This is a genomic window from Lysobacter helvus, assembly GCF_018406645.1.
Lineage (GTDB): Bacteria > Pseudomonadota > Gammaproteobacteria > Xanthomonadales > Xanthomonadaceae > Noviluteimonas > Noviluteimonas caseinilytica.
Map to the genome: position 1 here is coordinate 2332688 of NZ_AP024546.1, position 20335 is coordinate 2353022.

Annotated in this window: 20 protein-coding genes; 11 read left to right on the forward strand and 9 right to left on the reverse strand. The window is 68.5% G+C overall.

Annotated elements, in window-relative coordinates; all coding sequences use genetic code 11:
* Nucleotides 1–4: 4 nt before the first annotated feature.
* The 4 genes from LYSHEL_RS11355 (at nt 5) to LYSHEL_RS11370 (ending at nt 4163) form a co-directional block, all read left to right on the forward strand.
* Nucleotides 5–370, forward strand: a complete 366-nt coding sequence (locus tag LYSHEL_RS11355) for a DUF1622 domain-containing protein (protein ID WP_213434152.1) — start codon at nt 5–7, stop codon at nt 368–370.
* A 94-nt stretch (nt 371–464) separates the two neighbouring features.
* Nucleotides 465–1022 (forward strand): DUF4136 domain-containing protein, encoded by a 558-nt coding sequence (locus tag LYSHEL_RS11360; protein ID WP_213434153.1) that lies wholly within the window; start codon nt 465–467, stop codon nt 1020–1022.
* Nucleotides 1023–1032: 10 nt separating this feature from the next.
* Nucleotides 1033–1974, forward strand: a complete 942-nt coding sequence (locus LYSHEL_RS11365) for an HAD family hydrolase (protein WP_213434154.1) — start codon at nt 1033–1035, stop codon at nt 1972–1974.
* 134 nt (nt 1975–2108) lie between these two features.
* Nucleotides 2109–4163 (forward strand): TonB-dependent receptor, encoded by a 2055-nt coding sequence (locus tag LYSHEL_RS11370; RefSeq protein ID WP_213434155.1) that lies wholly within the window; start codon nt 2109–2111, stop codon nt 4161–4163.
* A gap of 3 nt (nt 4164–4166) precedes the next feature.
* Here LYSHEL_RS11370 and LYSHEL_RS11375 read toward each other — a convergent pair whose 3' ends face one another.
* Nucleotides 4167–5216 (reverse strand): NAD(P)-dependent alcohol dehydrogenase, encoded by a 1050-nt coding sequence (locus LYSHEL_RS11375; RefSeq protein ID WP_213434156.1) that lies wholly within the window; start codon nt 5214–5216, stop codon nt 4167–4169.
* Between the two features lie 673 nt (nt 5217–5889).
* Nucleotides 5890–7116 carry a sodium/glutamate symporter gene (locus LYSHEL_RS11380; protein WP_213434157.1) on the reverse strand — a complete coding sequence of 409 codons (1227 nt, stop codon included), beginning with the start codon at nt 7114–7116 and terminating at the stop codon, nt 5890–5892.
* A 57-nt stretch (nt 7117–7173) separates the two neighbouring features.
* Here LYSHEL_RS11380 and LYSHEL_RS11385 point away from each other — a divergent pair, with 57 nt between their 5' ends.
* From LYSHEL_RS11385 to LYSHEL_RS11405, 5 genes are all read left to right on the forward strand, one after another.
* The gene (locus tag LYSHEL_RS11385) at nt 7174–7662 is read left to right on the forward strand and encodes an acyl-CoA thioesterase (RefSeq protein ID WP_213434158.1); all 489 of its coding nucleotides are present in this window, start codon (nt 7174–7176) and stop codon (nt 7660–7662) included.
* A gap of 14 nt (nt 7663–7676) precedes the next feature.
* Nucleotides 7677–8060 carry a SpoIIAA family protein gene (locus tag LYSHEL_RS11390; RefSeq protein ID WP_213434159.1) on the forward strand — a complete coding sequence of 128 codons (384 nt, stop codon included), beginning with the start codon at nt 7677–7679 and terminating at the stop codon, nt 8058–8060.
* 65 nt (nt 8061–8125) lie between these two features.
* Nucleotides 8126–9442, forward strand: a complete 1317-nt coding sequence (locus tag LYSHEL_RS11395) for a tyrosine/phenylalanine carboxypeptidase domain-containing protein (protein WP_213434160.1) — start codon at nt 8126–8128, stop codon at nt 9440–9442.
* Nucleotides 9443–10564, forward strand: a complete 1122-nt coding sequence (locus LYSHEL_RS11400) for an AI-2E family transporter (RefSeq protein ID WP_213434161.1) — start codon at nt 9443–9445, stop codon at nt 10562–10564.
* 7 nt (nt 10565–10571) lie between these two features.
* Entirely contained in the window at nt 10572–11024 is a 453-nt protein-coding gene (locus tag LYSHEL_RS11405) for a potassium channel family protein (protein ID WP_213434162.1), read from the forward strand.
* Here the strand turns inward: LYSHEL_RS11405 and LYSHEL_RS11410 are convergent.
* The 6 genes from LYSHEL_RS11410 to LYSHEL_RS11435 all read right to left on the reverse strand — a co-directional run bounded on the left by LYSHEL_RS11410 (nt 10981) and on the right by LYSHEL_RS11435 (nt 16506).
* Complete coding sequence (locus tag LYSHEL_RS11410) at nt 10981–12021, reverse strand: DUF2955 domain-containing protein (RefSeq protein ID WP_213434163.1); 1041 nt, start codon at nt 12019–12021, stop codon at nt 10981–10983. The genes LYSHEL_RS11405 and LYSHEL_RS11410 overlap by 44 nt on opposite strands.
* Nucleotides 12018–13145: an HlyD family secretion protein gene (locus tag LYSHEL_RS11415; RefSeq protein WP_213434164.1), complete on the reverse strand. Its 1128-nt coding sequence runs from the start codon at nt 13143–13145 to the stop codon at nt 12018–12020. Before LYSHEL_RS11415 ends, LYSHEL_RS11410 begins: the two co-directional genes overlap by 4 nt.
* A complete protein-coding gene (locus LYSHEL_RS11420; protein ID WP_213434165.1) occupies nt 13146–14561 on the reverse strand; it encodes an efflux transporter outer membrane subunit in 1416 nt (471 codons plus the stop codon).
* 57 nt (nt 14562–14618) lie between these two features.
* On the reverse strand, nt 14619–15371 hold the full coding sequence (locus tag LYSHEL_RS11425) for a carbonic anhydrase (protein ID WP_213434166.1): 753 nt from the start codon (nt 15369–15371) through the stop codon (nt 14619–14621).
* A 122-nt stretch (nt 15372–15493) separates the two neighbouring features.
* On the reverse strand, nt 15494–16027 hold the full coding sequence (locus tag LYSHEL_RS11430; RefSeq protein WP_213434167.1) for a DsbA family protein: 534 nt from the start codon (nt 16025–16027) through the stop codon (nt 15494–15496).
* The gene (locus LYSHEL_RS11435) at nt 16024–16506 is read right to left on the reverse strand and encodes a redoxin domain-containing protein (protein ID WP_213434168.1); all 483 of its coding nucleotides are present in this window, start codon (nt 16504–16506) and stop codon (nt 16024–16026) included. The genes LYSHEL_RS11430 and LYSHEL_RS11435 overlap by 4 nt, the downstream gene beginning before the upstream one ends.
* Before the next feature lie 125 nt (nt 16507–16631).
* Between LYSHEL_RS11435 and LYSHEL_RS11440 the strand changes: the two genes are divergently transcribed.
* Nucleotides 16632–16838 (forward strand): dodecin, encoded by a 207-nt coding sequence (locus LYSHEL_RS11440; protein ID WP_213434169.1) that lies wholly within the window; start codon nt 16632–16634, stop codon nt 16836–16838.
* Here the strand turns inward: LYSHEL_RS11440 and LYSHEL_RS11445 are convergent.
* On the reverse strand, nt 16825–17937 hold the full coding sequence (locus tag LYSHEL_RS11445; RefSeq protein WP_213434170.1) for an NADH:flavin oxidoreductase/NADH oxidase: 1113 nt from the start codon (nt 17935–17937) through the stop codon (nt 16825–16827). The two genes, LYSHEL_RS11440 and LYSHEL_RS11445, sit on opposite strands and share 14 nt — an antisense overlap.
* 82 nt (nt 17938–18019) lie before the next feature.
* Between LYSHEL_RS11445 and LYSHEL_RS11450 the strand changes: the two genes are divergently transcribed.
* Nucleotides 18020–20317 (forward strand): PAS domain-containing protein, encoded by a 2298-nt coding sequence (locus LYSHEL_RS11450; RefSeq protein ID WP_213434171.1) that lies wholly within the window; start codon nt 18020–18022, stop codon nt 20315–20317.
* The last annotated feature ends 18 nt before the right edge of the window (nt 20318–20335 follow it).

Consider the following 20335-nt stretch of genomic DNA (forward strand, 5'->3'; position numbering starts at 1 on the left):
CGCCATGGAGGAGCTCTTCCGCGAAGTCAGCAGCGCGATCGCCCTGGCGCTGGAAGGCCTGTCGGTGCTGATGATCGTGATCGGCGCGGTGGAAGCGCTGTGGCGCGTGCTGCCCGCGTTGGCGCGCCTGCATGCAACGACCTCGCAGGGCTTGCGGCGGCAGGCGTGGTTGAGCCTGGCGCGCTGGTTGCTGCTGGGCCTGGAGTTCATGCTGGCCGCGGACATCGTGCGCAGCGCCATCGCGCCGGACTGGGACGACATCGGCCAGCTCGCGGCCATCGCGTTGATCCGCACCTTCCTCAACTACTTCCTCGAGCGCGACCTGAAGGAAGCGGTGGAACTGCCCGGATCCGGTGGCACGCCGTCCTAGGTAAGTTTTCGGATGGGCGGTGCGTAGAACTTCGCATGACGTTAACCGGACCGGCCGTTACGGTGTCGGCCCGACCCCCGAAAACAGGTTGCCCATGAACGCGCCCCGGCTCCAGACACGGTTGTTCGGCGCAAGCTTCCTCGTCGCGTGCAGCCTGGCGTTGGCGGGCTGCGCATCGACGCCCGACGTGCAGACCGACCACGATCCGTCGGCCAACTTCACCAGCTTCCACACCTACTACTGGGCGAAGGAACCCGAAACCGCCAACCCGCTGGCGAAGCAGCGCCTGATCGATGGCATCGACGCCCGCATGCGCGCCGAAGGCCTGTCGCTCGCGCCGGAAGGCAGCGCGGACCTGGCGATCATCGCCAACGTGGCCACGCAGCAACAGCAATCGCTCGACACGTTCTACAGCGGCGGCGGCTATTACGGCTGGGGCTGGGGCGGCATGGGCACGGCGACGACCACCGTGCGCACCTACACCGTCGGCACGCTGGTGCTCGACATGTTCGACGCGAAGACGAAGAAGGCGGTGTGGCGCGGCGTGGCCAGCGGCACGGTGCCGGATTCTAAGGAGAAGCTCGCCACCGCCGTCAACGCGGGCCTGGACAAGATGTTCGCGGACTTCCCGCCGGGATCGGCGGGCAAGTAAGCGCAGGCGCATGACGTCGAACGCAGGCGATCCGCTGCCGTCGTGGAACGACGGCGCGGCGCGGCGCGCGATCCTGGATTTCGTCGCCGGGGCAACGCGCAACGGCGGGCCGCAGTTCGTCCCGCCGGAAGAACGCATTGCGGTGTTCGACAACGACGGCACGCTGTGGGCCGAGAAGCCGATGTATTTCCAGCTGCTGTTCGTGCTGGACCGCATCCGCGCGCTGGCGCCGCACCATCCGGAATGGCGCGACACCGAACCCTTCAAGTCCGTGCTCGCCGGCAACATCGCGGGCGTGGCGGCGAGCGGCGAACACGGCGCGATGGTGCTGCTGGCGGCCACGCACGCCGGCATGACGACGGAGGAATTCAGCGCCATCGTGCGCGACTGGATGTCCGCCGCGCGCCATCCCGCGACCGGCAAGCCGTACAACGGGATGACCTATGTGCCGATGCAGGAGCTGATGCAACACCTGCGCGCGAACGGCTTCAAGACGTACATCGTGTCGGGCGGCGGGCAGGAGTTCATGCGGCCGTGGGTCGAAGCCGCGTACGGCGTGCCGCCAGAGCACGTGGTCGGCAGCTACGTCGACCTGAAGTTCGAAGTGCGCGACGGCACCCCGGTGCTGCTGAAAGTCCCGTCGATCGGCCTGGTCGACGACCACGCCGGCAAGCCGGTCGGCATCCAGCGCTTCATCGGGCGGCGCCCGGTGTTCGCATTCGGCAATTCCGACGGCGATTTCGAAATGTTGCAGTGGACGACGGCGGGCGAGGGCGCACGCTTCGGCGCGATCCTCCACCACACCGACGACAAGCGCGAGTTCGCCTACGACCGCGATTCGAAGGTCGGCAAGCTCGACAAGGCGCTGGACGCGGCGAACGACAACGGCTGGGTCGTCGTGGACATGGCGCAGGACTGGAAGCGGGTGTTCGCCGACGCGGCGACGGACTAGCGCTCCGAATTCCACGGGGAAACGATTTGCACCAAGGGGCAGTACAGCGCCCGAGGGCGTCGTGCGTGAATGTCGCGCCCGTGCATCCGCGCGGGCGTGGCGTCCGTAGACCGGACACGGAGGTCCTCCCGGACATGCAGATTCCCCGACATACCGCGCGCTGGCTCGGCCTGGCCGCCTCGATGGCTTCGGCGGGCGCTCTGGCGCAAAGCACCGCCACGCCGGAACAGCTCGACACGGTCATCGTCCTCGGTCGCCGCGCCAGCCTCGTCGGGGAAGCCATCAGCGCATCCGAAGGGGAAGTCGGCCCCACGGAGATTTCCGCCAGGCCGATGCTGCGCACCGGCGATCTCCTCGAGTTCGTGCCCGGCCTCGTCGCCACGCAACATTCGGGCAGCGGCAAGGCCAACCAGTATTTCCTGCGCGGCTTCAACCTCGACCACGGCACCGACTTTGCGACGTGGGTGGATGGCATGCCGGTCAACATGCGCACGCATGGCCACGGGCAAGGCTGGACGGATCTCAATTTCCTGATCCCGGAAACCGTCGAGACGCTCACGTATCGCAAGGGCACGTATTACGCGGACGTCGGGGATTTCGCATCGACGGGGTCGGCGCGCTTCGCGATTGCAGACAAGGCCACGCAAGGCGAGGTTGCAGTGACCGCGGGCGAACACGGGTATGCGCGTGCGGTCGTGGTGGATTCGTTGCAGGTCGGCGGTCGCGACCTGTACTTCGCCGGCGAACTGCAACAGGGCGACGGTCCGTGGACGGACATCGACGAAGACGTGCGCAAGCGCAACGCGCTCGTGCGGTACAGCGGCGCGGTCGGCACAGGCCGCGGGCACGTGATGCTGATGGCGTATCGCAACCAGTGGAATTCGCCGGACCAGATACCCGAGCGCGCCGTGGAGGCGGGGCTGATCTCCGAATTCGGTTCGCTCGACACAACGGTAGGCGGGGAGTCTTCGCGGTACAGCCTGTCGACCGGTTGGGAAGGCCCGGCCTTCGGCGGACAGTTCAGGGCCGATGCGTACGTGGTGAAAAGCACGCTGGACCTGTGGTCGGACTTCACCTACTTCCTGGACGACCCCGACAACGGCGACCAGTTCGAACAGGTCGACGATCGCACGCTGTACGGCTTCTCCGCATCGCAACAGTGGGACGCGGGCAAGCAGCACTGGCGCGTAGGCGTGGAAGGCCGCTTCGACGACATCGGCGAGGTCGGCCTGTTCCGCACGCGCGATCGCGCGCGCCTGTCGACGGTGCGCGACGACGCGGTGGAAGAGGGCAGCCTCGGCGTGTTCGTGGCGCAGGAATATCGCTTCAACGACCAGTGGCGCAGCTACCTCGGCGTGCGGCGCGACGAATACGACTTCAAGGTCGACAGCTCGCTGGCCGCCAATTCGGGCGACGCGCGCGACGGGCGCACGTCGTACAAGGGGAGCCTGGCGTATCGCCCGTCGCAGGCGCTGGAGCTCTACGCGAGCTACGGCACCGGCTTCCATTCCAACGACGCGCGCGGCACGACCATCCGCGTGGATCCGGTGACCGGGGATCCCGCGCAACGCGTGGATGCACTGGTGCCGTCGAAAGGTTACGAACTGGGATCGCGCATGTACCTCGGCGATCGATTGCAGGCGACGTTGGCGGCCTGGAGCCTGCACCTGGATTCCGAACTGCTGTTCGTCGGCGACGCGGGCATCACCGAGCCGAGTCGGCCGAGCCAGCGCCGGGGCGTGGAACTGGGCGTGTACTGGTTCGGCGGAGAGCGCTATGTCGCCAGCTTCGAGGCGTCACGCACGAACGCGCGGTTCACCGATACCGACGCGGTGGGCAACGAGATTCCCGGATCGATCCCGCTCGTCGTCAGTGCCGGCCTCACCGGCCGCTACGCGCACGGCTGGACTGCGACGGCGCAGCTGAAACACTTCGGTGCGTATCCGCTGATCGAAGACGGCAGCGTGGAATCCAACGGCTCCACGCTCGTCAACCTGCGCGTGGGCCGTGAATGGGGCCGCTGGACCTTCAACGCCGACCTGCTCAACGCGCTGGACAGCGACGACCACGACATCGACTACCTGTACGCCTCGCGCCTGCAGGGCGAGCCCGCCGAGGGCGTCGAAGACGTGCACTTCCACGTCTTCGCGCCGCGGTCCTTGCGGTTGACCGCGCTGCTGCGCTTCTGAGGCTCAGGCCAGCGTCGCGCTGTCGATCACGAACCGATACTTCACGTCGCTCTTCAACATGCGTTCGTACGCGTGGTCGATGTCCTGCACCTTGATCATCTCGATGTCGGACACGATGCCGCGCTCGGCGCAGAAATCGAGCATCTCCTGCGTTTCCGGCAAGCCGCCGATCAGCGAGCCGGCGATCGCCTTGCGCCCGAAGATCAGCACGGCCACGTTGGGGCTCGGATGCGGGGTGGGCGGCGCGCCGACCAGGCACATCGTGCCGTCGCGCTTGAGCAGCGCGGTGAAGGCGTCGAGGTCGTGCGGTGCGGCGACCGTGTTGAGGATGAAATCGAACGAGCCCGCATGCTTGGCCATCTGCGCGGGATCCTTCGAGATCACGACCTCGTCGGCGCCCAGGTCCAGCGCATCCTGGCGCTTGCCCTCGCTGGTGGTGAACGCCACGGTGTGCGCGCCCATCGCATGCGACAGCTTGATGCCCATGTGCCCGAGCCCGCCGATGCCGACGACGCCGACCTTCTTGCCGGGGCCGGCCTTCCAGTGGCGCAACGGCGAATACGTGGTGATACCCGCGCACAGCAGCGGCGCGACGGCGGCGAGCTGGTCCTCGGGATGGCGGATCTTCAGCACGAACTTCTCGTCCACGACGATGCGCTGCGAATACCCGCCGAAGGTGTAGCCCGGCGGATCGTCCGTCGGCCCGTTGTAGGTGCCGACAAAACCGTTTTCGCAATACTGTTCCAGGCCTTCGGCGCAACTGGCGCAACGCTGGCAGCTGTCGACGAGGCAGCCGACGCCGACGGTGTCGCCGACCTTGTAGCTTTTGACGTCGCTGCCCACTGCCGTGACATGCCCGACGATCTCGTGCCCCGGCACGCACGGAAACTGCGTGCCGCCCCATTCGGCGCGCACGGTGTGCAGGTCCGAATGACACACGCCGCAATACTTGATCTCGATCTGCACGTCGCGCGCACCGGGGGCGCGGCGCTGGATGTCCATCGGTTCGAGCGGCTTGTCGCCGGCGGGTGCGCCGTAGGCTTTCGTGTTCATTCAAGACTCCGTGGGGGGGCGGACCGGCATGCAAGCCATCAACGTTACTCCGCGGCTCGTTACCGGGCGATCACCGTCGGTCGGCACGTAGTCCAGGCGGAAGCAGGCGCGCGGTGAGTACACGTCGTCCCCGCGAAAGCGGGGACACCCATCGAGGGCGTTCCGCCACGTCCCATCGCATGTCTCTTTTCCGCTGCCACAGCAGAAAAGAGACACGCGACGTGCCGCGTCGGACCTCGTCGCGGTCTGGTTTTCGCCAACACGCCTGCGTAGACCAGTGCACCGATTCGGATGGTCGCTGGCGAACACATCTTCTCCGGATGGACGGCGCGCCGCCCACCTCGAGCCCTCGCATCTGAAATGCCTCACTGCTCTCTGGCAGGCGGGGCGCCTGTCCAAGGCTATGCCTTCCACACATTAGGAAGGAAAGCGGTAGCGCCGCGCTCTTGATTGTCGCGAAAGCAATGATTGGGTTGCGCGTGCGTCACTACGCACGCCAGCGACCTCAACTCAAGGTCGGCCCCTTGATCGAAAAGGTACGCAAGGTGATGCCCCAGCCCGTGGTGGGGTGAGAATTTTCGCCGCCACGTCGGCGAGAAATTCTTACCCCGCCGCGGGTTCGGGCGACGCGGTCTTCACCCCAAGCGGGCTTCTGCAGGGAGCCAAAAGCGGCTCAGTTCAGTCCAGGCAGCAGCAGGAACGCCTTCACGATGAACGCGTTCGCGAAGTCGACGAAGAACGAACCCGCGAGTGCGATCAACAGGAATGCCTTCGGCGACGGCCCGTGCCGCGCGGCCACGCTGTCCATCGTGGCCATCGCCACGGGCATCGAACTCAGGCCGAAGCCCAGGAAACCGCCGACGGTCAGCGCCGCGTCGTAATCCTTGCCGAGCCAGCGGAACAGCAGCAGCACGCCGACCAGCGTCGCGAGCACCAGTTGCGCCACCAGGTTCGCCAGCAACGGCACGATCGCCGGGCCCAGCGTCCACAGCTTCAGGCCCATCAGGTACATCACGAGGAAACATTGCAGCGCGATCTCGCCGCCGCGCTCGACGGGCGCGAACGCAATGCGCGCCCCGATGACATCCGCCACGTTGGTGATGAGCGCACCGGCGAGCATCGCCGTCAGGAATCCCGGCAACACCACGCCGGCCCCGCGCGCCCATTCGTTCGCCGCATCGCCGACGAGCACCGCGATGATGATCAGCAGCAGCACGCGCAGGATCGTGGAGACCGGCGGCGCCGGCGCCGGTGCGCCGCGATCGGGCGCCACCCAGTTCGCCGGCGTCGGCCCCGACGGCCCGTGCAAGTGGTGGCGACGCACCAGCCACGCCGTGATCGGGCCCGACACGATCGCACCCACGATCACCGCCAGCGTCGCCGCGCCCACCGCGACTTCCGGTGCATTCGCCAGCCCCGCGGCCTGTGCCTCCTTCGCCCAGGCTGCGGCCGTGCCCGGCCCGCCGACGAACGACACGCTGCCGATGAGCAAGCCGTAGAACGGATTCGCGCCGGCAGCGCGCGCGACCAGCAGGCCCACCACGTTCTGCAGCACCAGCAACACCACGGTCACCAGGCACAGGATCACCAGCGGACGCCCGCCGGACTTGAGCGCGGACAATTTCGCCGACAGCCCCACCGTCGTGAAGAACACCAGCAGGAAGAAGTTCATCAGCGTGCCGGCGAACTCGAACGTCGTGCCGTTGAAGCGATGCAGCACGCTGGCGAGCACCGCCATGAGCACGCCGCCGATCACCGGCACCGGCACGTCGATGCGCGAGAACACCGGCAGCTTGTGCAGCCACCCGGCCACGACGAGCGCAGCCAGCCCGACGGCCAGCGTCTCCAGGTCCGTCAGCGCGATGGTCCCCATGAAACCGACCAACGGCAAAGCGATCACGCAACGGCCGCTGCATGCGGCCCTACACTCGGCGGCACCCCCGGTGGAAGGCGACCCATGAGCGAACGCCAGCGCAGCCTCACCCTGCAGTTCCTCGCCGAACCCACCGACGTGAATTTCGGCGGCAAGGTCCATGGCGGCGCGGTGATGAAGTGGATCGACCAGGCGGGCTTCGCGGCCGCGGTCGGATGGAGCGGCCGCTACTGCGTCACCGTGGCCGTCGACGGCATCCGGTTCGTCGCGCCGGTGAAGATCTCCGACCTCGTGGCCGTCAACGCAACGCTCGTGCGCACCGGCCGCACGTCGATGCAGTTCGCGGTGGACGTGCGCGCGCGCAACCCGCTCGGTGGCGACGATCGCCTGTGCACGCACTGCATCATCTCCTTCGTCGCGGTGGATCGCGAAACGGGCGCGACGATGGAAGTGCCGTCGTGGTCGCCGGTGAACGACGAAGACAAGCGGCTGAACGAGTACGCCGAGAAAGTCATGGCCCTGAGCAAGGGCATCGAGGAAACCGTGGCGCGCTATGCGCCGGCGAAAACCTGACAGGGAGTCCGCGCATGCCGATCCAGATCCGACCGACCGACGAAGCAGGCCTCGTGCTTGCGCGCATCTCGGCCCTGATGACGCTGGAGGACCAGCAGGTCCTCGAAGCGCTGGCGAAGACCGCCATCGATGCCGGCCTGGACACGCGGCTGCTGGTGGAGCTGGACGACTTCAACGGCTGGGCGAAAAACGACCGCTGGGGCGACGACATCGCGTACATGCTCAATTACGCCGATCGCATCCGCCGCATGGCCATCGTCGGCGACGCGCGCTGGCAGGACGAGGCGCTGGCGTTCGTCGGGCAGGGCTTCCGCGCCACCGACGTCCGCTACTTCGCGCCGGATGCGTTGGAAGAAGCGAACGCGTGGATTCGCGAGCCGCAAGCCGACCGGCGGTGAATGCAGGCGCGGGTCCCGGTCGTAAGGTGGCCGGGCAGGGACGATCTCGCTCCACCGAGGGTGCCATGGCCGCAGTCGGTGTGAACACGGTGGCGAACGCAGGCGAAGACCTCTCGCGCCTGCAGGCGTGGGACAGCGCGCTCGTCAAGCTCGGCAAGAAGATCACGGTGCTGAAATGCATCGAATGGCCGATCGAGGTCGAAACGCGCTTCCTCGACGGTTGGAAGCGCGGCGCGCCGGAACTGCCCTCGCCGCCGCCGTGCACGAAGACCTTCAAGGCCGAAGCCGAAGGCCTGCAAACGCTGATGGGCCAGATCGACCGCGGCCATCCGATCGGCCACTGGCTCTACAAGACCGCGTGGAGCTACCTCGTCGCCGCGCGCATGCTCGAAGGCGCCGGCACGGAAGAATTCACGCGCTGCTCCACGTACCTCTACGGGCGCCCGGACAGGCGCTTCCGCAGCCAGGAGATCACCGCCGCCGACGGCGCGCGCGAAATGATCCGCGTCACCGACGAGATGACGGGCCCGCGGATCACGGAAACGCGCTTCGACATTCCGGCCGAAGAATTCGCACGCAGGCTGCGCGACCGCATCGGCCCGATCTTCTGCGACGACGATGTCGCGATCGTGCTGGATCCCAACCTGCCGTCGAAGGCCACCGCCTGCAGCACCCGCATCACGCTGCGCGCCACCGCGCTGTTCTCCGAGCGCGACCTCGACCAGCTGGCCGAGCACGAAGCCTTCATCCACACGCTCACCGCGCTCAACGGCAAGCACCAGCCGAATTTCCGCGCGCTCGCCCTGGGCGCGCCGCGCACGACGAAGACGCAGGAAGGCCTGGCCACGTTCTCCGAGATCATCACCGGGGCGATCGACATCGCACGCCTGCGCCGCATCGCGTTGCGCGTGGTGATGCTGGAGAAGGCGCTCGCGGGCGCGGACTTCATCGAGATCTTCAAGGGATTCCTCGATGCCGGGCAGAGCGAGATCGAAAGCTATCGCAGCGCCGCGCGGCTGTTCCGCGGCGGCGACGTGCGCGGCCGCATCTGCTTCACGAAGGACGGGGCGTACCTCGAAGGCGTGATGATCGTGCACGCCTTCATCCGCAAGGTGCTGCAGGAAGGGCGGGGCGAATTGCTGCCGTTGCTGTTCGCCGGCCGCGTGACCACCGCCGATGTGCTCACGCTCGCGCCTTACCTGGAAAGCGGCGTGATCGCCCACGCGCATTACGTGCCGCCGTGGGCGCGCGATCCGCAACGCGTGCTCGCGACCATGGCGTATTCCGCCGGCACGCAGCGCCTGCGCATGGACACGTTCGACCTGCAACGGTTCGTTGCCTACGAAGACGAAGTCATCGCCGAATCCGGCATCGGAGCCTGAGTGAACCAACAACTCACACCGCGCGCGCTGCTGGACGTCCTGCTCCGCGCCGGCATGGTCGTGGCGCTGGTCATCGCTTGCTACTGGGTCTTCAAGCCCTTCCTGCACCTGATGGTGTGGTCGGTGATCCTGGCGATCATGCTGTATCCGCTGCAGGTGCGGCTGCGCAGGCGCATGGGCCCGAAGGAAGGACGCATCGCCACGGTGATCGTGGTGCTGTCGATCGCGATCCTGCTGGTGCCGATCTACTTCATGTCCATGGCGCTGGCCGATTCGGCGCAGCAGGCGCTGCAGGTCGCGCGCAGCGGGCAGTTGCACATTCCGCCGCCGCCGGATTCGGTCGCGGGCTGGCCGATCGTCGGCGAACGCCTGCACGCGTTGTGGTCGCAGGCCGCCACGGACCTGTCGAGCCTGGCGCAGAAGTTCGCGCCGCAGATCCGCAGCGGCGCGCGTTCGGCGCTGGGCGCGCTCGCGGGCGCGGGCATCGGGCTGCTGCTGTTCCTCGCCGCGCTGATCATCGCCGGCATCGTGATGGCCTTCGGCGAAACCGGGACGCGCGCCGCCGAACGCATCGCCGCGCGCCTGTTCGGTCCGGGCCGCGGCCACCACGTGGCGCAGCTGTGCACCTCGACGATCCGCGCGGTGGCGCAGGGCGTGGTCGGCATCGCGTTCATCCAGATGCTGCTGGTGGGCCTGGGCTTCGTGCTGATGGGCGTGCCGGGCGCGGCGCTGCTCGCGCTCGCCGTGCTGGTGCTCGGGATCATGCAGGTGCCGGCGACGATCGTGACGGTGCCGGTGATCGCCTACGTGCTGGCGACGCAGGGCGTGTCGCTGTGGACGATCGTGTTCGCGGTGTACGTGTTCGTCGCCGGCCTGGTCGACAACGTGCTCAAGCCGTTGCTGCTCGGCCGCGGCGTCGAAGTGCCGATGCCCGTGGTGCTGATCGGTGCGCTCGGCGGCATGGTGGTGGGCGGGATCGTCGGCCTGTTCATCGGCCCCGTCGTGCTGGCGGTGGGCTACGAATTGTTCTGGCAATGGGTGGACCAGGGCGACGATCCATCGCTGGCGCCGGTGCCGCTCGCCCCGCCCGCGCCGGTGTCGCCGCCCCTCGACGAGTCCTGACCGTCGCATGCTGCGCGCCATCCTGACCGGATTTCCCGTCCTCGTGCTGTGCGTCGCGTTGCAGGCGATGTTCGTCAGCGCGAGCCTGCGCGGGTACGCGTACTTCCAGGCCAACCCGCGCAGGACGCCGATCACGCAGTGGTCCTACGTGCGCGCGCTGTCGGCGGTGATGCTGCTGATGCTGCTCGGCAACTTCCTGCAGATGGCGGCGTGGGCCGTGCTGTTCCTGCTGCTCGGCGAGTTCAACGACTACTCGACCGCGCTGTACCACTCGGCCGTGAACTTCTCCACGCTCGGCTACGGCGACATCGTGATGTCGCCGCGCTGGCGTTTGCTCGGGCCGGTGGAAGCCGCCAACGGGATCCTGATGTTCGGGGTGTCGACCGCGGTGATGACCGCCGCGGTGATCGACCAGCTCAAGTTTTCCCGGGCGAAGAACCCGAAGAACGCCCCGCCCTGAGCGGCAGGAGGCGCACCGGTGGATGCCAGGCCAGTTCCATCATGCCCACCGCGAACGTACCGGCGACCGTGAACTGGAATACGCGCGTGACCCACAGCGAAAACGAACCCGCGCTGTCGCCGAGCGACGAGCCGAAGATGATCAGCATCGCGTTGCACGCGATCACGTAGACCGGCGCCGTCGGCCCGCCCGCGCTGATGCGTGCGCCGAACGCGAGCGTGGCGAAGAACAGCAGGCCCGCGAGGAACCACAGGCTGGGTGTCGTCGACAGCGCGATGTACAGCAACATCCCGCACATGCCGCCGCCGAAGTTCGCCACGATCAGCGCGAGCGCCTGCCGCCCGCCCGCGCGCGGATCGAAGTTGGCGACGATCATCAGCGAGGCGATCATCACCGGCAGCACGTCGGCCAGGCCGAACAGCAGGAACACCAGCATCAGCGGCAGGATCACCGCGGTGGCCAGCAAGGCCAGGCGCAACGTCGAGGTCTCGCGCGGCGGCGGCAGCGGCTTCGGTTTCGGCGGCTGCACGGCGGGCCACGGCAGCCAGACCAGGTAGATGATGGCCAGCGCCACGACCATCCCGCGCACGAGCGCGATCGGCAGCACGTCGGCGTAGGCCGGTGCGGTGAGCGTGATCACCGGGATGGTGGCCAGGCAAATCAGCATCAGCAACGGCGGCAAGGGCGAACCGCCGCCGAGCATCTTGTGGAACGCCAGCAGCATCCACACCGCCAGCAATCCGAACATCACGAAGGGCATGCCACGGAACCACACCGACAGCAGGAACGCGCCGAGCGCCGAAACGGAGATCGTCACCAGCAACCCGATCGCGACCTTCGCCGGCGGGCGGATCGGCAGGTTGCCCAGCAACGCCGCGACCAGCGCGGCCGCCAGGAACGACGGCAACCACTTCAGGAATTCGCACAACACGAACGCCGCGGTCACGCCCACCGCGAAGCGCAGCGTCGACTGCCACTGCGCCTCCGTCTGTTTCATCGCAGGTAGCTCATCCACGACACGACGCGGATCCACAGGCGCGCGAGCGGATTGAAGACCGAGGTATCGCGCGTGAGCACGACCACGTTCGCCTGCGCGCCGCTGCGCCCCGGCGGCAGCGGCGCCTCGCCCGCTTCCGGAGGATCCAGCGCGATGCGCACGGGAAAGCGTTGCGGTTCGCGCAGCCAGCCCGCGGGCGCGCTGACGTCGGGCAACTGGCCCGTCGGTGCTTCGCCGCCCTGCGTCACGCCCCAGCCCACGCTTTCGACATGCGCGGGGAAGACGTGGCCGGGATGGTCGTCGAACACCACCAGCGCGCGATTGCCGGCCGCGATGTTGCCGAGCTGGTTCTCGCGCATGTCCGCCATCACCCAGCGGTTGCCGCCGCCGATGAAACTCAGCACCGGCGATCCGCGGTTGGCGTATTGCCCGGCGGCCAGGCGCAGGTTGGTGATCGCGCCGTCGGCGGGCGCGACGACGGAGGTGCGCCGCAGATCCAGCTTCGCCTGTTCGACCGCGATCAGGGCCTGCTGCACCTGCGGGTTGCCGTTGCTGCCTTCGCCCAGGCGGATGCGCGCGCGCACGGCTTCGGCTTCGGCGCGCGTGAGGTCGGCGCTGGTCTTTTCGATGTCGGCGCGCGCGCGGATGGCGGAGGTCTCCGACAACGCGCGCTTCTGCGCCAGGCTGAGCACGATCTTGCCGAGTTTCTGGCTTTCGGCCAGGTCGGCGCGTTGTTTCCGCAACGCCGCGTCGGCCACGCGCACGTCGGCCGCCGAGGACTGTTCGGCCTGCAAGGCGACCGCGAGGCTGGCTTCGGCCGCCTGCAACGCGATGCGATACGGCGCTTCGTCGATGCGGAACAGCAGCTGGCCCTTGCGCACCAGGCGGTTGTCGCGCACGCCGACCTGCACGACCGGTCCGCTCACTTCCGGCGCGATCTGCACGAGGTACGTATCGACGTTCGCCTGCGACGAATACGGCGTGATCCGATCGGCGACGATGTTGTAGAGGAACAACACCAGCAGGGCGAGCAGCGTGATCTTGACGATCCTGCGCAGGCGATCCGGCTTGTCGGGCGCGGGGGCGGGGGGCGGGGCGGTCGCGGGGGCGGGTTGCGTGGACACTCACTCACTCCTTTGCGAAACAGCGTCCGGCGCCGGCACCGCTTGCGCGCGCCAGTCGCCACCCAGCGCGCGATACAGGTCGGTGCGCGCGCGATAGCCGTCGCCGCGGGCATTGGCCAGCGACAGTTGTGCGTTGAACAGGTTGCGTTCGGTATCGAGGACTTCGAAGTAGTCGGCGTAGCCGTTGTCGTAGCGCTCGGTGGCCAGGCCCACGGCGCGGTCGAGCGCCGCCACGCGCCGCTGCAGCGTGGTGACGAGTTCGCGCGATTCGCGGATCGCCGCCAGCGCATCGTCGACGTCGCGGAAGGCGTCCTGGATCGTCGCGCGATAGTTTTCGACGGACTGTTCGCGACGCGCGACCGCCTGTGCATTCGCGGCATCGATGGCGCCGCCCGCGAACAACGGGCCGAGCAACTGGCCGACGAAGGACCAGCTGCGCGCGGGTCCGGAGAACAACGCATCGAGTTCGTTGCTGGCGGTGCCGCCCGTGCCGGTCAGCGAAACGCTGGGGAAATACAGGGCGCGCGCCGCGCCGACGAGCGCGTTGGCCGACACGAGTTGCTGCTCGGCCTGCAGGATGTCGGGCCGGCGCTCGAGCAACTTCGACGGCAACTCGGCGGCGATCTGCGGCTCCGCGAGCCCTTCCAGCGGCTTGCCGCGCGCGATGGGGCCGGGGTTGCGGCCGACGAGCGTCGACAACGCATGTTCCTGCTGCGCGATCGCCAGGCGGATGTCCGGGAGCGTCGCGAGTGCCGCTTCATATTCCGCCTGCACCTGCAGGAATTCAAAGTCCGACACCGCACCGCCTTCCAGGCGCACGCGGAACAGGTCGACGTTCTTCTTGCGCCCGTCCACGGTCGCTTCGGAAATCGCGAGCTGGCGATCCAGCTGCAGCAAGGTGACGTAGCCCGACACGACGGTGCCGACCAGCGTGAGCGCAATGCCGCGGCGGGCTTCTTCGGTGGCGAACAGGTCGGCGCGCGCCGCTTCCGTTTCGCGCCGCACGCGACCCCACAGGTCGAGTTCCCAGCGCGCGGACAACACGGCCGAATACGTGCCGGTCGAGACATCGCCGATGCCTTGTCGCCCCGCGGTCGCACCGTAGCCCACCTGCGGGAACGCCTGCGCCCGCGTGGTGCGTGCGCGCGCCGCGAATTCATCCACGCGCAGCGCGGCGATGCGCAGGTCGTGGTTGGCGGCGAGCGCTTCGGTCACGAGCGCATCGAGTTGCGGATCGCCGAAGCCGGTCCACCACGCGGAGACGTTTTCGAGCGTGGGGGCCGGGGACGTGGCGTCGGCGTTGCGGTACGCGGTGGGCGTATCGATGGTGGGCCGCGCGTAATCGGGGCCCAGCGTGCAGCCGGCCGCGAACAGGGCCACGAAGGTCAGCGCGGTGGTCCGGACGCAACGAGGCACGTTCCCCCTCCGTTTCCCTGCCGCAAGGGTTGTACCACCACCCGCCACGTCGCGGGGTTATTCGAGGACGCGCCGTGCACCGATCGGTTGCACGGGCCGGTTGTTCGAATGCCCGAGCAGCGTGGCCAGCCCGTGCAGCTGGTGGCCCGACGCGGTCAGCGGATGGGTCAGCACCAGCCAGCGCACGCCTTCGGTGCAGGGGGGCGTGGTGAGCGAGCCGTTGTACTGGTAGTAGCCCAGGTCCTTCGGCAGCAGGCCGGCGACCGCGATGCCCGCGGCGGCGTCCAGCGGCACGGGGGCGCCGGCGTGGGTCGGTGCGTGTTCGAGCAGGTGGGCGATCTCGGTGTTCGGCTTGCCCGTGTCGAACAGCACCGCGATCACCGCCAGGTGGCCCGCCGCGTCGGCGTGCACCAGATGCGCTTCCATCGGGAGCGACTTGCCATGCAGATGGTGTTCGCTCGGCAGGTGCACGTGCACCTGCTTGAGCGTGTAGACCTTGCCTTCGAGCGTCAACGTGTTGCCGGGGGCGTAGTCGACCTGCACCGTGTGCCCGTTGTTGACGATGTCGCGCCCGCTGCCCTGGTAATGCGGCGCGAGCGCGGGCAGGGCGACGTCGCTGAACCGGTCCAGGTCCACCGGCGACTGCTGGTGCCCGGCGCATGCGCTGAATTCGGGGGCGAGCTTCGCCCAATGCGCGGGGCCTTCCTCGCCCGCGTAACTCCAGTGCGGCGCGTGGTGCGGCTCGCCGGCGAGCGCGGCCAGCGCGAGGGAGGCAGCGGCGAAGGCGACGATGACGCGCTTGCGGTGCATGGGGGGCTCACTCGAGCGCGCGCAGCGCGGCTACCCAAAGGCTACGCCGCAGGCATGGCGGAACGGCCAGCGAAATCCCCCCGACGGGGGAGTGACCGACGAACGGGCCCCGCGACCGTTGTTCAACTGCCCGCGGCGTCGATCGCCTGCGCCAGTTCGGCGCCGAGCTGGCGATAGTCCACGCCATCGAAGCGCGTGCCGTTGATGAAGAACGTCGGCGTGCCGTTGACGCCGCTGCGCACGCCGCCGGTGAACTGCGCGCGGATCTTCGCGTGATAGCGACCGTCGTCCACCGCGGTCTGCAACGCGGCCGCATCCAGGCCCAAGCGTTCGGCCAGCGTTGCGTACAAGGCCGGGCCGAGGTGTTGCTGCTGCTCGTACAGCGCGTCGTGCATTTCCCAGTAGCGCCCGTGTTCGCCCGCGAACTCGGCGGCGCTCGCCGCATCCATCGCATTGGGATGCGCGTTGGACAGCGGGAAGTTGCGGAACGCGAACCGCAGCCGGCCTTCGAAGCGATGCTGGATCTGCTTGACGATCGGATACGCCGCGCCGCAGTACGGGCATTCGTAATCGCCGTATTCCAGCAGCGTGACGCGCGCGTCTTCCGGGCCTTCGATGTGGTCGTTCTCGCCGACCGGCGTGCGCAGCGTGCTCATCGCGCCCCCAACCGGTCGAGGGCATCGAGGATGCCGTCCGCGCCGGGATTGATCGCCATCGGCGAGAGGTGCGACCAGAACACCTTGCCTTCCGAATCCAGCACGTACAGCGCGCGCTTGCTCACGCCGCCGGCATCGTCGTACGCGCCGTACTGCTTCGACACCGCACCCTTGGGTTCGAAATCGGCGAGCAGGTTGAAGTGCAGGCCGCGTTCGGCCGAGAACGCTGCGTGGCACCACACGCCGTCGACGGAAATCCCGAGCAGCGTCGCGCGCGATTCGCGGAACGCCGGCAGGATTTCGTTGTACAGCGCCATCTGGTCGCCGCACACGGGGCTCCAGTCGGCGGGATAGAAGGCCAGGATCACCGGCTGTCCGCGCAACTCCGACAGCGAGACGCGCTGGTCGGGCGTGGCGTGCAAGGTGAAATCCGGCGCAGCGTCGCCGGGTTGGAGCAGAGCGGATGCGGCCGGGGACATGGCAAGCCTTGTTGGGCGCGGGACTTCGATTACGAACCGCCGCCGCGCGCGGTGCAAGCTCGGCCGTGGCGATGGCCGCCGCGCGTCGCGCGCCGCGTTGCCCCGGACGCAACGGAGGCCCCGCCATGAGCGAACACGTCTACAAATCCATCGAACTCACCGGCTCGTCGACGACCGGTACCGACGACGCCGTCCGCAAGGCGCTCGCGAAGGCGCACGAATCGGTGCGCAACATCCGCTGGTTCCAGGTGACCGACGTGCGCGGGCACGTGGCCGACGGGCAGGTCATGCACTGGCAGGTGACGTTGAAGGCCGGCTTCACCCTGGAGTGACGTCGAACAGCTCCTTCAGCCCGCGCGGCTGGCACCGCAGGTACTGCTTCGGCGCATGCACGCGCGCGCCGAGCGCCGCGGCGGCGTGCCAGGGCCAGCGCGGGTCGTAGAGCATCGCGCGGGCCAGCGCCACGATGTCGGCGTCGCCGTTGGCGATGATCGCGTCGGCGTGCGCCGGTTCCGTGATCAGGCCCACCGCGACGACCGGGATGTCGATCGCCTGTTTTACCGCGCGCGCCAGCGGCACCTGGTAACCCGGCGCGACCGGGATGCGCTGCGCGGGATGCACGCCGCCGCTGGAGACGTGGATCGCATCGCAGCCGCGCGCTTCGAGTGCACGCGCGAAGGCGATCGTCTGCGAGACGTCCCAGCCGCCGTCCACCCAGTCGGTGCCCGACACGCGCATCGTGACCGCGCGGTCGGCGGGGAACGCCGCGCGCACCGCCTCGAACACTTCGAGCGGGAAGCGCATGCGGTTCTCCAGGCTGCCGCCGTAGGCATCGGTGCGCTTGTTCGAGAGCGGCGACAGGAACTGGTGCAGCAGATACCCATGCGCACCGTGCACCTGCACCGCGTCCAGGCCCAGGCGCGCCGCGCGCGCCGCCGCGGCGCCGAACGCCTCGCGGATGCGCTCCATTCCGGCGGCGTCGAGCGCTTCGGGCACCGGTGCATCGTCGTGGAAGGGAATCGCGGACGGCGCCTGCACCTGCCACCCGTGCGGATCGTCGGGCGACAGCGGCGCGCCGCCCTCCCAAGGCACTTCGGTCGACGCCTTGCGGCCGGCATGCGCGAGCTGCAGCGCCAGCGGCATGTCCGAACACGCGCGCACGCCTTCGACCACGCGCCGCATGGCCGCTTCGGTCGTGTCGTCATACAGGCCCACGTCGGCCCAGCTGATGCGGCCCTCGGGCAGCACCGCCGTGGCTTCGATCGTGAGCAGCGCGGCGCCCGACAGCGCCAGGTGCCCGAGGTGGACCAGGTGCCAGTCGGTCATGCAGCCGTCCACCGCCGAGTACTGGCACATGGGCGCGATGACGATCCGGTTGGACAGGTGCAGGTTGCGGACGTCCAGCGGCTTGAACAGGGCGGGCAGGGCCATCGGGCCTCCGGGGGTGGTTTGTGGACGCATGTTCACCTGTCTCCCGTATCCTCGCCGTCTTCGCACGCTGCCTGCCCGCCCCTTGAACGACGACGATATCCAGCGCGCCTTCCGGTTCGTTCCCGGCCGGTACCTCATCCTGCGCCCCGACGCCGCCTTCACGATCGTCGGCGCCAGCCACGGCTACCTGCAGGTGACGTACACCGATCCGTCCATCTTCGGGCGGCCGTTGTTCGACGTGTTCCCGGACAACCCGGACATCGAGGCCGACGGCGTGTCCAACCTCCGCGCGTCGCTGCTCCGCGTGCTGGCCACGCGCGCGCCGGACGCGATGGCGCCGCAGCGTTACGACATCCGCGACGAACACGGCCAGTTCGTCGAACGCCACTGGCTGCCGATCAACTCGCCGATCCTCGACGCGCACGGCGAGGTGGAATACATCATCCATCGCGTCAACGACGCGGCGGTGGCGGCGACCGAAGAAGCCGTCGACATCCTGGAAAGCATCGGCGAGGGCTTCTTCACCCTCGACCGGCAGTGGCGCTTCGATTACGTCAACGCCGAAGCGCACCGGATCCTCGGGGAGAGCGCCCTGCGGGGGCGCGTGTTGTGGGAAGCGTTCCCCGGCCTGGAAGGCACCGAGTTCGAGCGCGGCTACCACTCGGCGATGTTCGAGCGTGTCCGCGCGTCGTTCACGGCGTTCTATCCCGCGCAGGAACGCTGGTTCGAAGTCTCGACCTATCCCGCCGCACAGGGCATCTCGGTGTTCTTCCGCGACGTCACCGCGCAGAAGGCGATCGAGGAAGAACGCGCGCGCATCGCCGAGCAGGCCGAACGCCAGCGCCGCATCTACGAGACCGCGCTCGACAGCACGCCCGACTTCATCTACGTCTTCGACCTGGAACACCGCGCGCTGTACGCCAACGCCGCGCTGGTGAAGGTGTGGGGCGTGGACGACGTGCGCGGCAAGACGTGGATGGACCTGGGCTACGAGCAGTGGCACGCGGACCTGCACGATTCGGAGATCGAGCAGGTCATCGCCACGCGCGCGCCGATCCGCAGCGAAATCCCGTTCACCGGCACCAACGGCCGGCGCATCTACGACTACATCTTCGCGCCGGTGCTGGATCGCGACGGCGAAGTGGTGGCCGTGGCCGGCACCACGCGCGACGTCACCGATCGCAACGCGGCCGAGCAGGCCATCCGCGACCAGGCCGCCAGCCTGGCCGAGGCCGATCGCGCGAAGGACGAATTCCTCGCCACGCTCGCGCACGAATTGCGCAATCCGCTGGCGCCGCTGCGGAATTCGATCGAATTGCTCAAGCGCGCCGGCGACAACGCGGTGGCCGATCCGCGCCTGCTCGGCGTGATGGAACGCCAGGTCATCCATCTCGTGCGCCTGGTGGACGACCTGCTGGAGATCTCGCGCCTCAACAGCGCGAACCTGTCGTTGCGCAAGGGACGCGTGTCGCTGGCCACCGTGGTCCGCGATGCCGTGGATGCGTGCGCGCGCGACATCGAACAGGCCAGGCACGAGCTCGTGATCGACCTGGCCGACGACCTGGTGCTGGACGGCGACGATGTGCGCCTCACGCAGATCCTCGCCAACCTGTTGAACAACGCGGCCAAGTACACCGAAAACGGCGGGCGCATCGAGATCCGCGCCGAGCGCGACGGCCACGATGCGGTGGTGCGCGTGCGCGACAACGGCGTCGGCATTTCGCCCGGTGCGCTGCCGCACATCTTCGACATGTTCAATCGCGGCGATCGCGACAGCAATCGCCACCAGGCCGGGCTCGGCATCGGATTGGCGTTGTCGCGCCAGCTCGCGCGCCTGCATGGCGGCAGCCTCGACGCACGCAGCGAAGGCCTGGGACGCGGCAGCGAATTCACGTTGCGCGTGCCGCTGGCGCAGGCAGCACCGGTGGAGATCGCGCCGGCGCCCGCACCCGTGGACCTGGGCGCGCAACGCGTGCTGGTGGTGGACGACAACCCGGATGCGGGCGACACGCTGGCCACGTTGCTGCGCATCCTCGGCGCCGAGGTGCACGTGGCGCGCAGCGGTGCGCAGGCGCTGGCGATGCTCGAACATTTCACGCCGAGCGTGGCCGTGCTCGACATCGGCATGCCCGAGATGAATGGCTACGAATTGGCCCGCGCGGTGCGCGCACGCTTGACCGATGCGCCGCTCACGCTGGTGGCGCTCACGGGCTGGGCGCAGGCCGCGGACCGGCAGCGCGCGCTGGATGCGGGCTTCGACCACCACATGGTCAAGCCGCCGAACATCCAGGTGTTGCAGCAGGTGTTGCAGGCCGCGGCGCGCAACGCGGACGCCGCGATCGCGCGCCCGATGTCCGCGAGCGGCGCCGGCCTGCGTTGAACCGGGGATTCCCCCGGT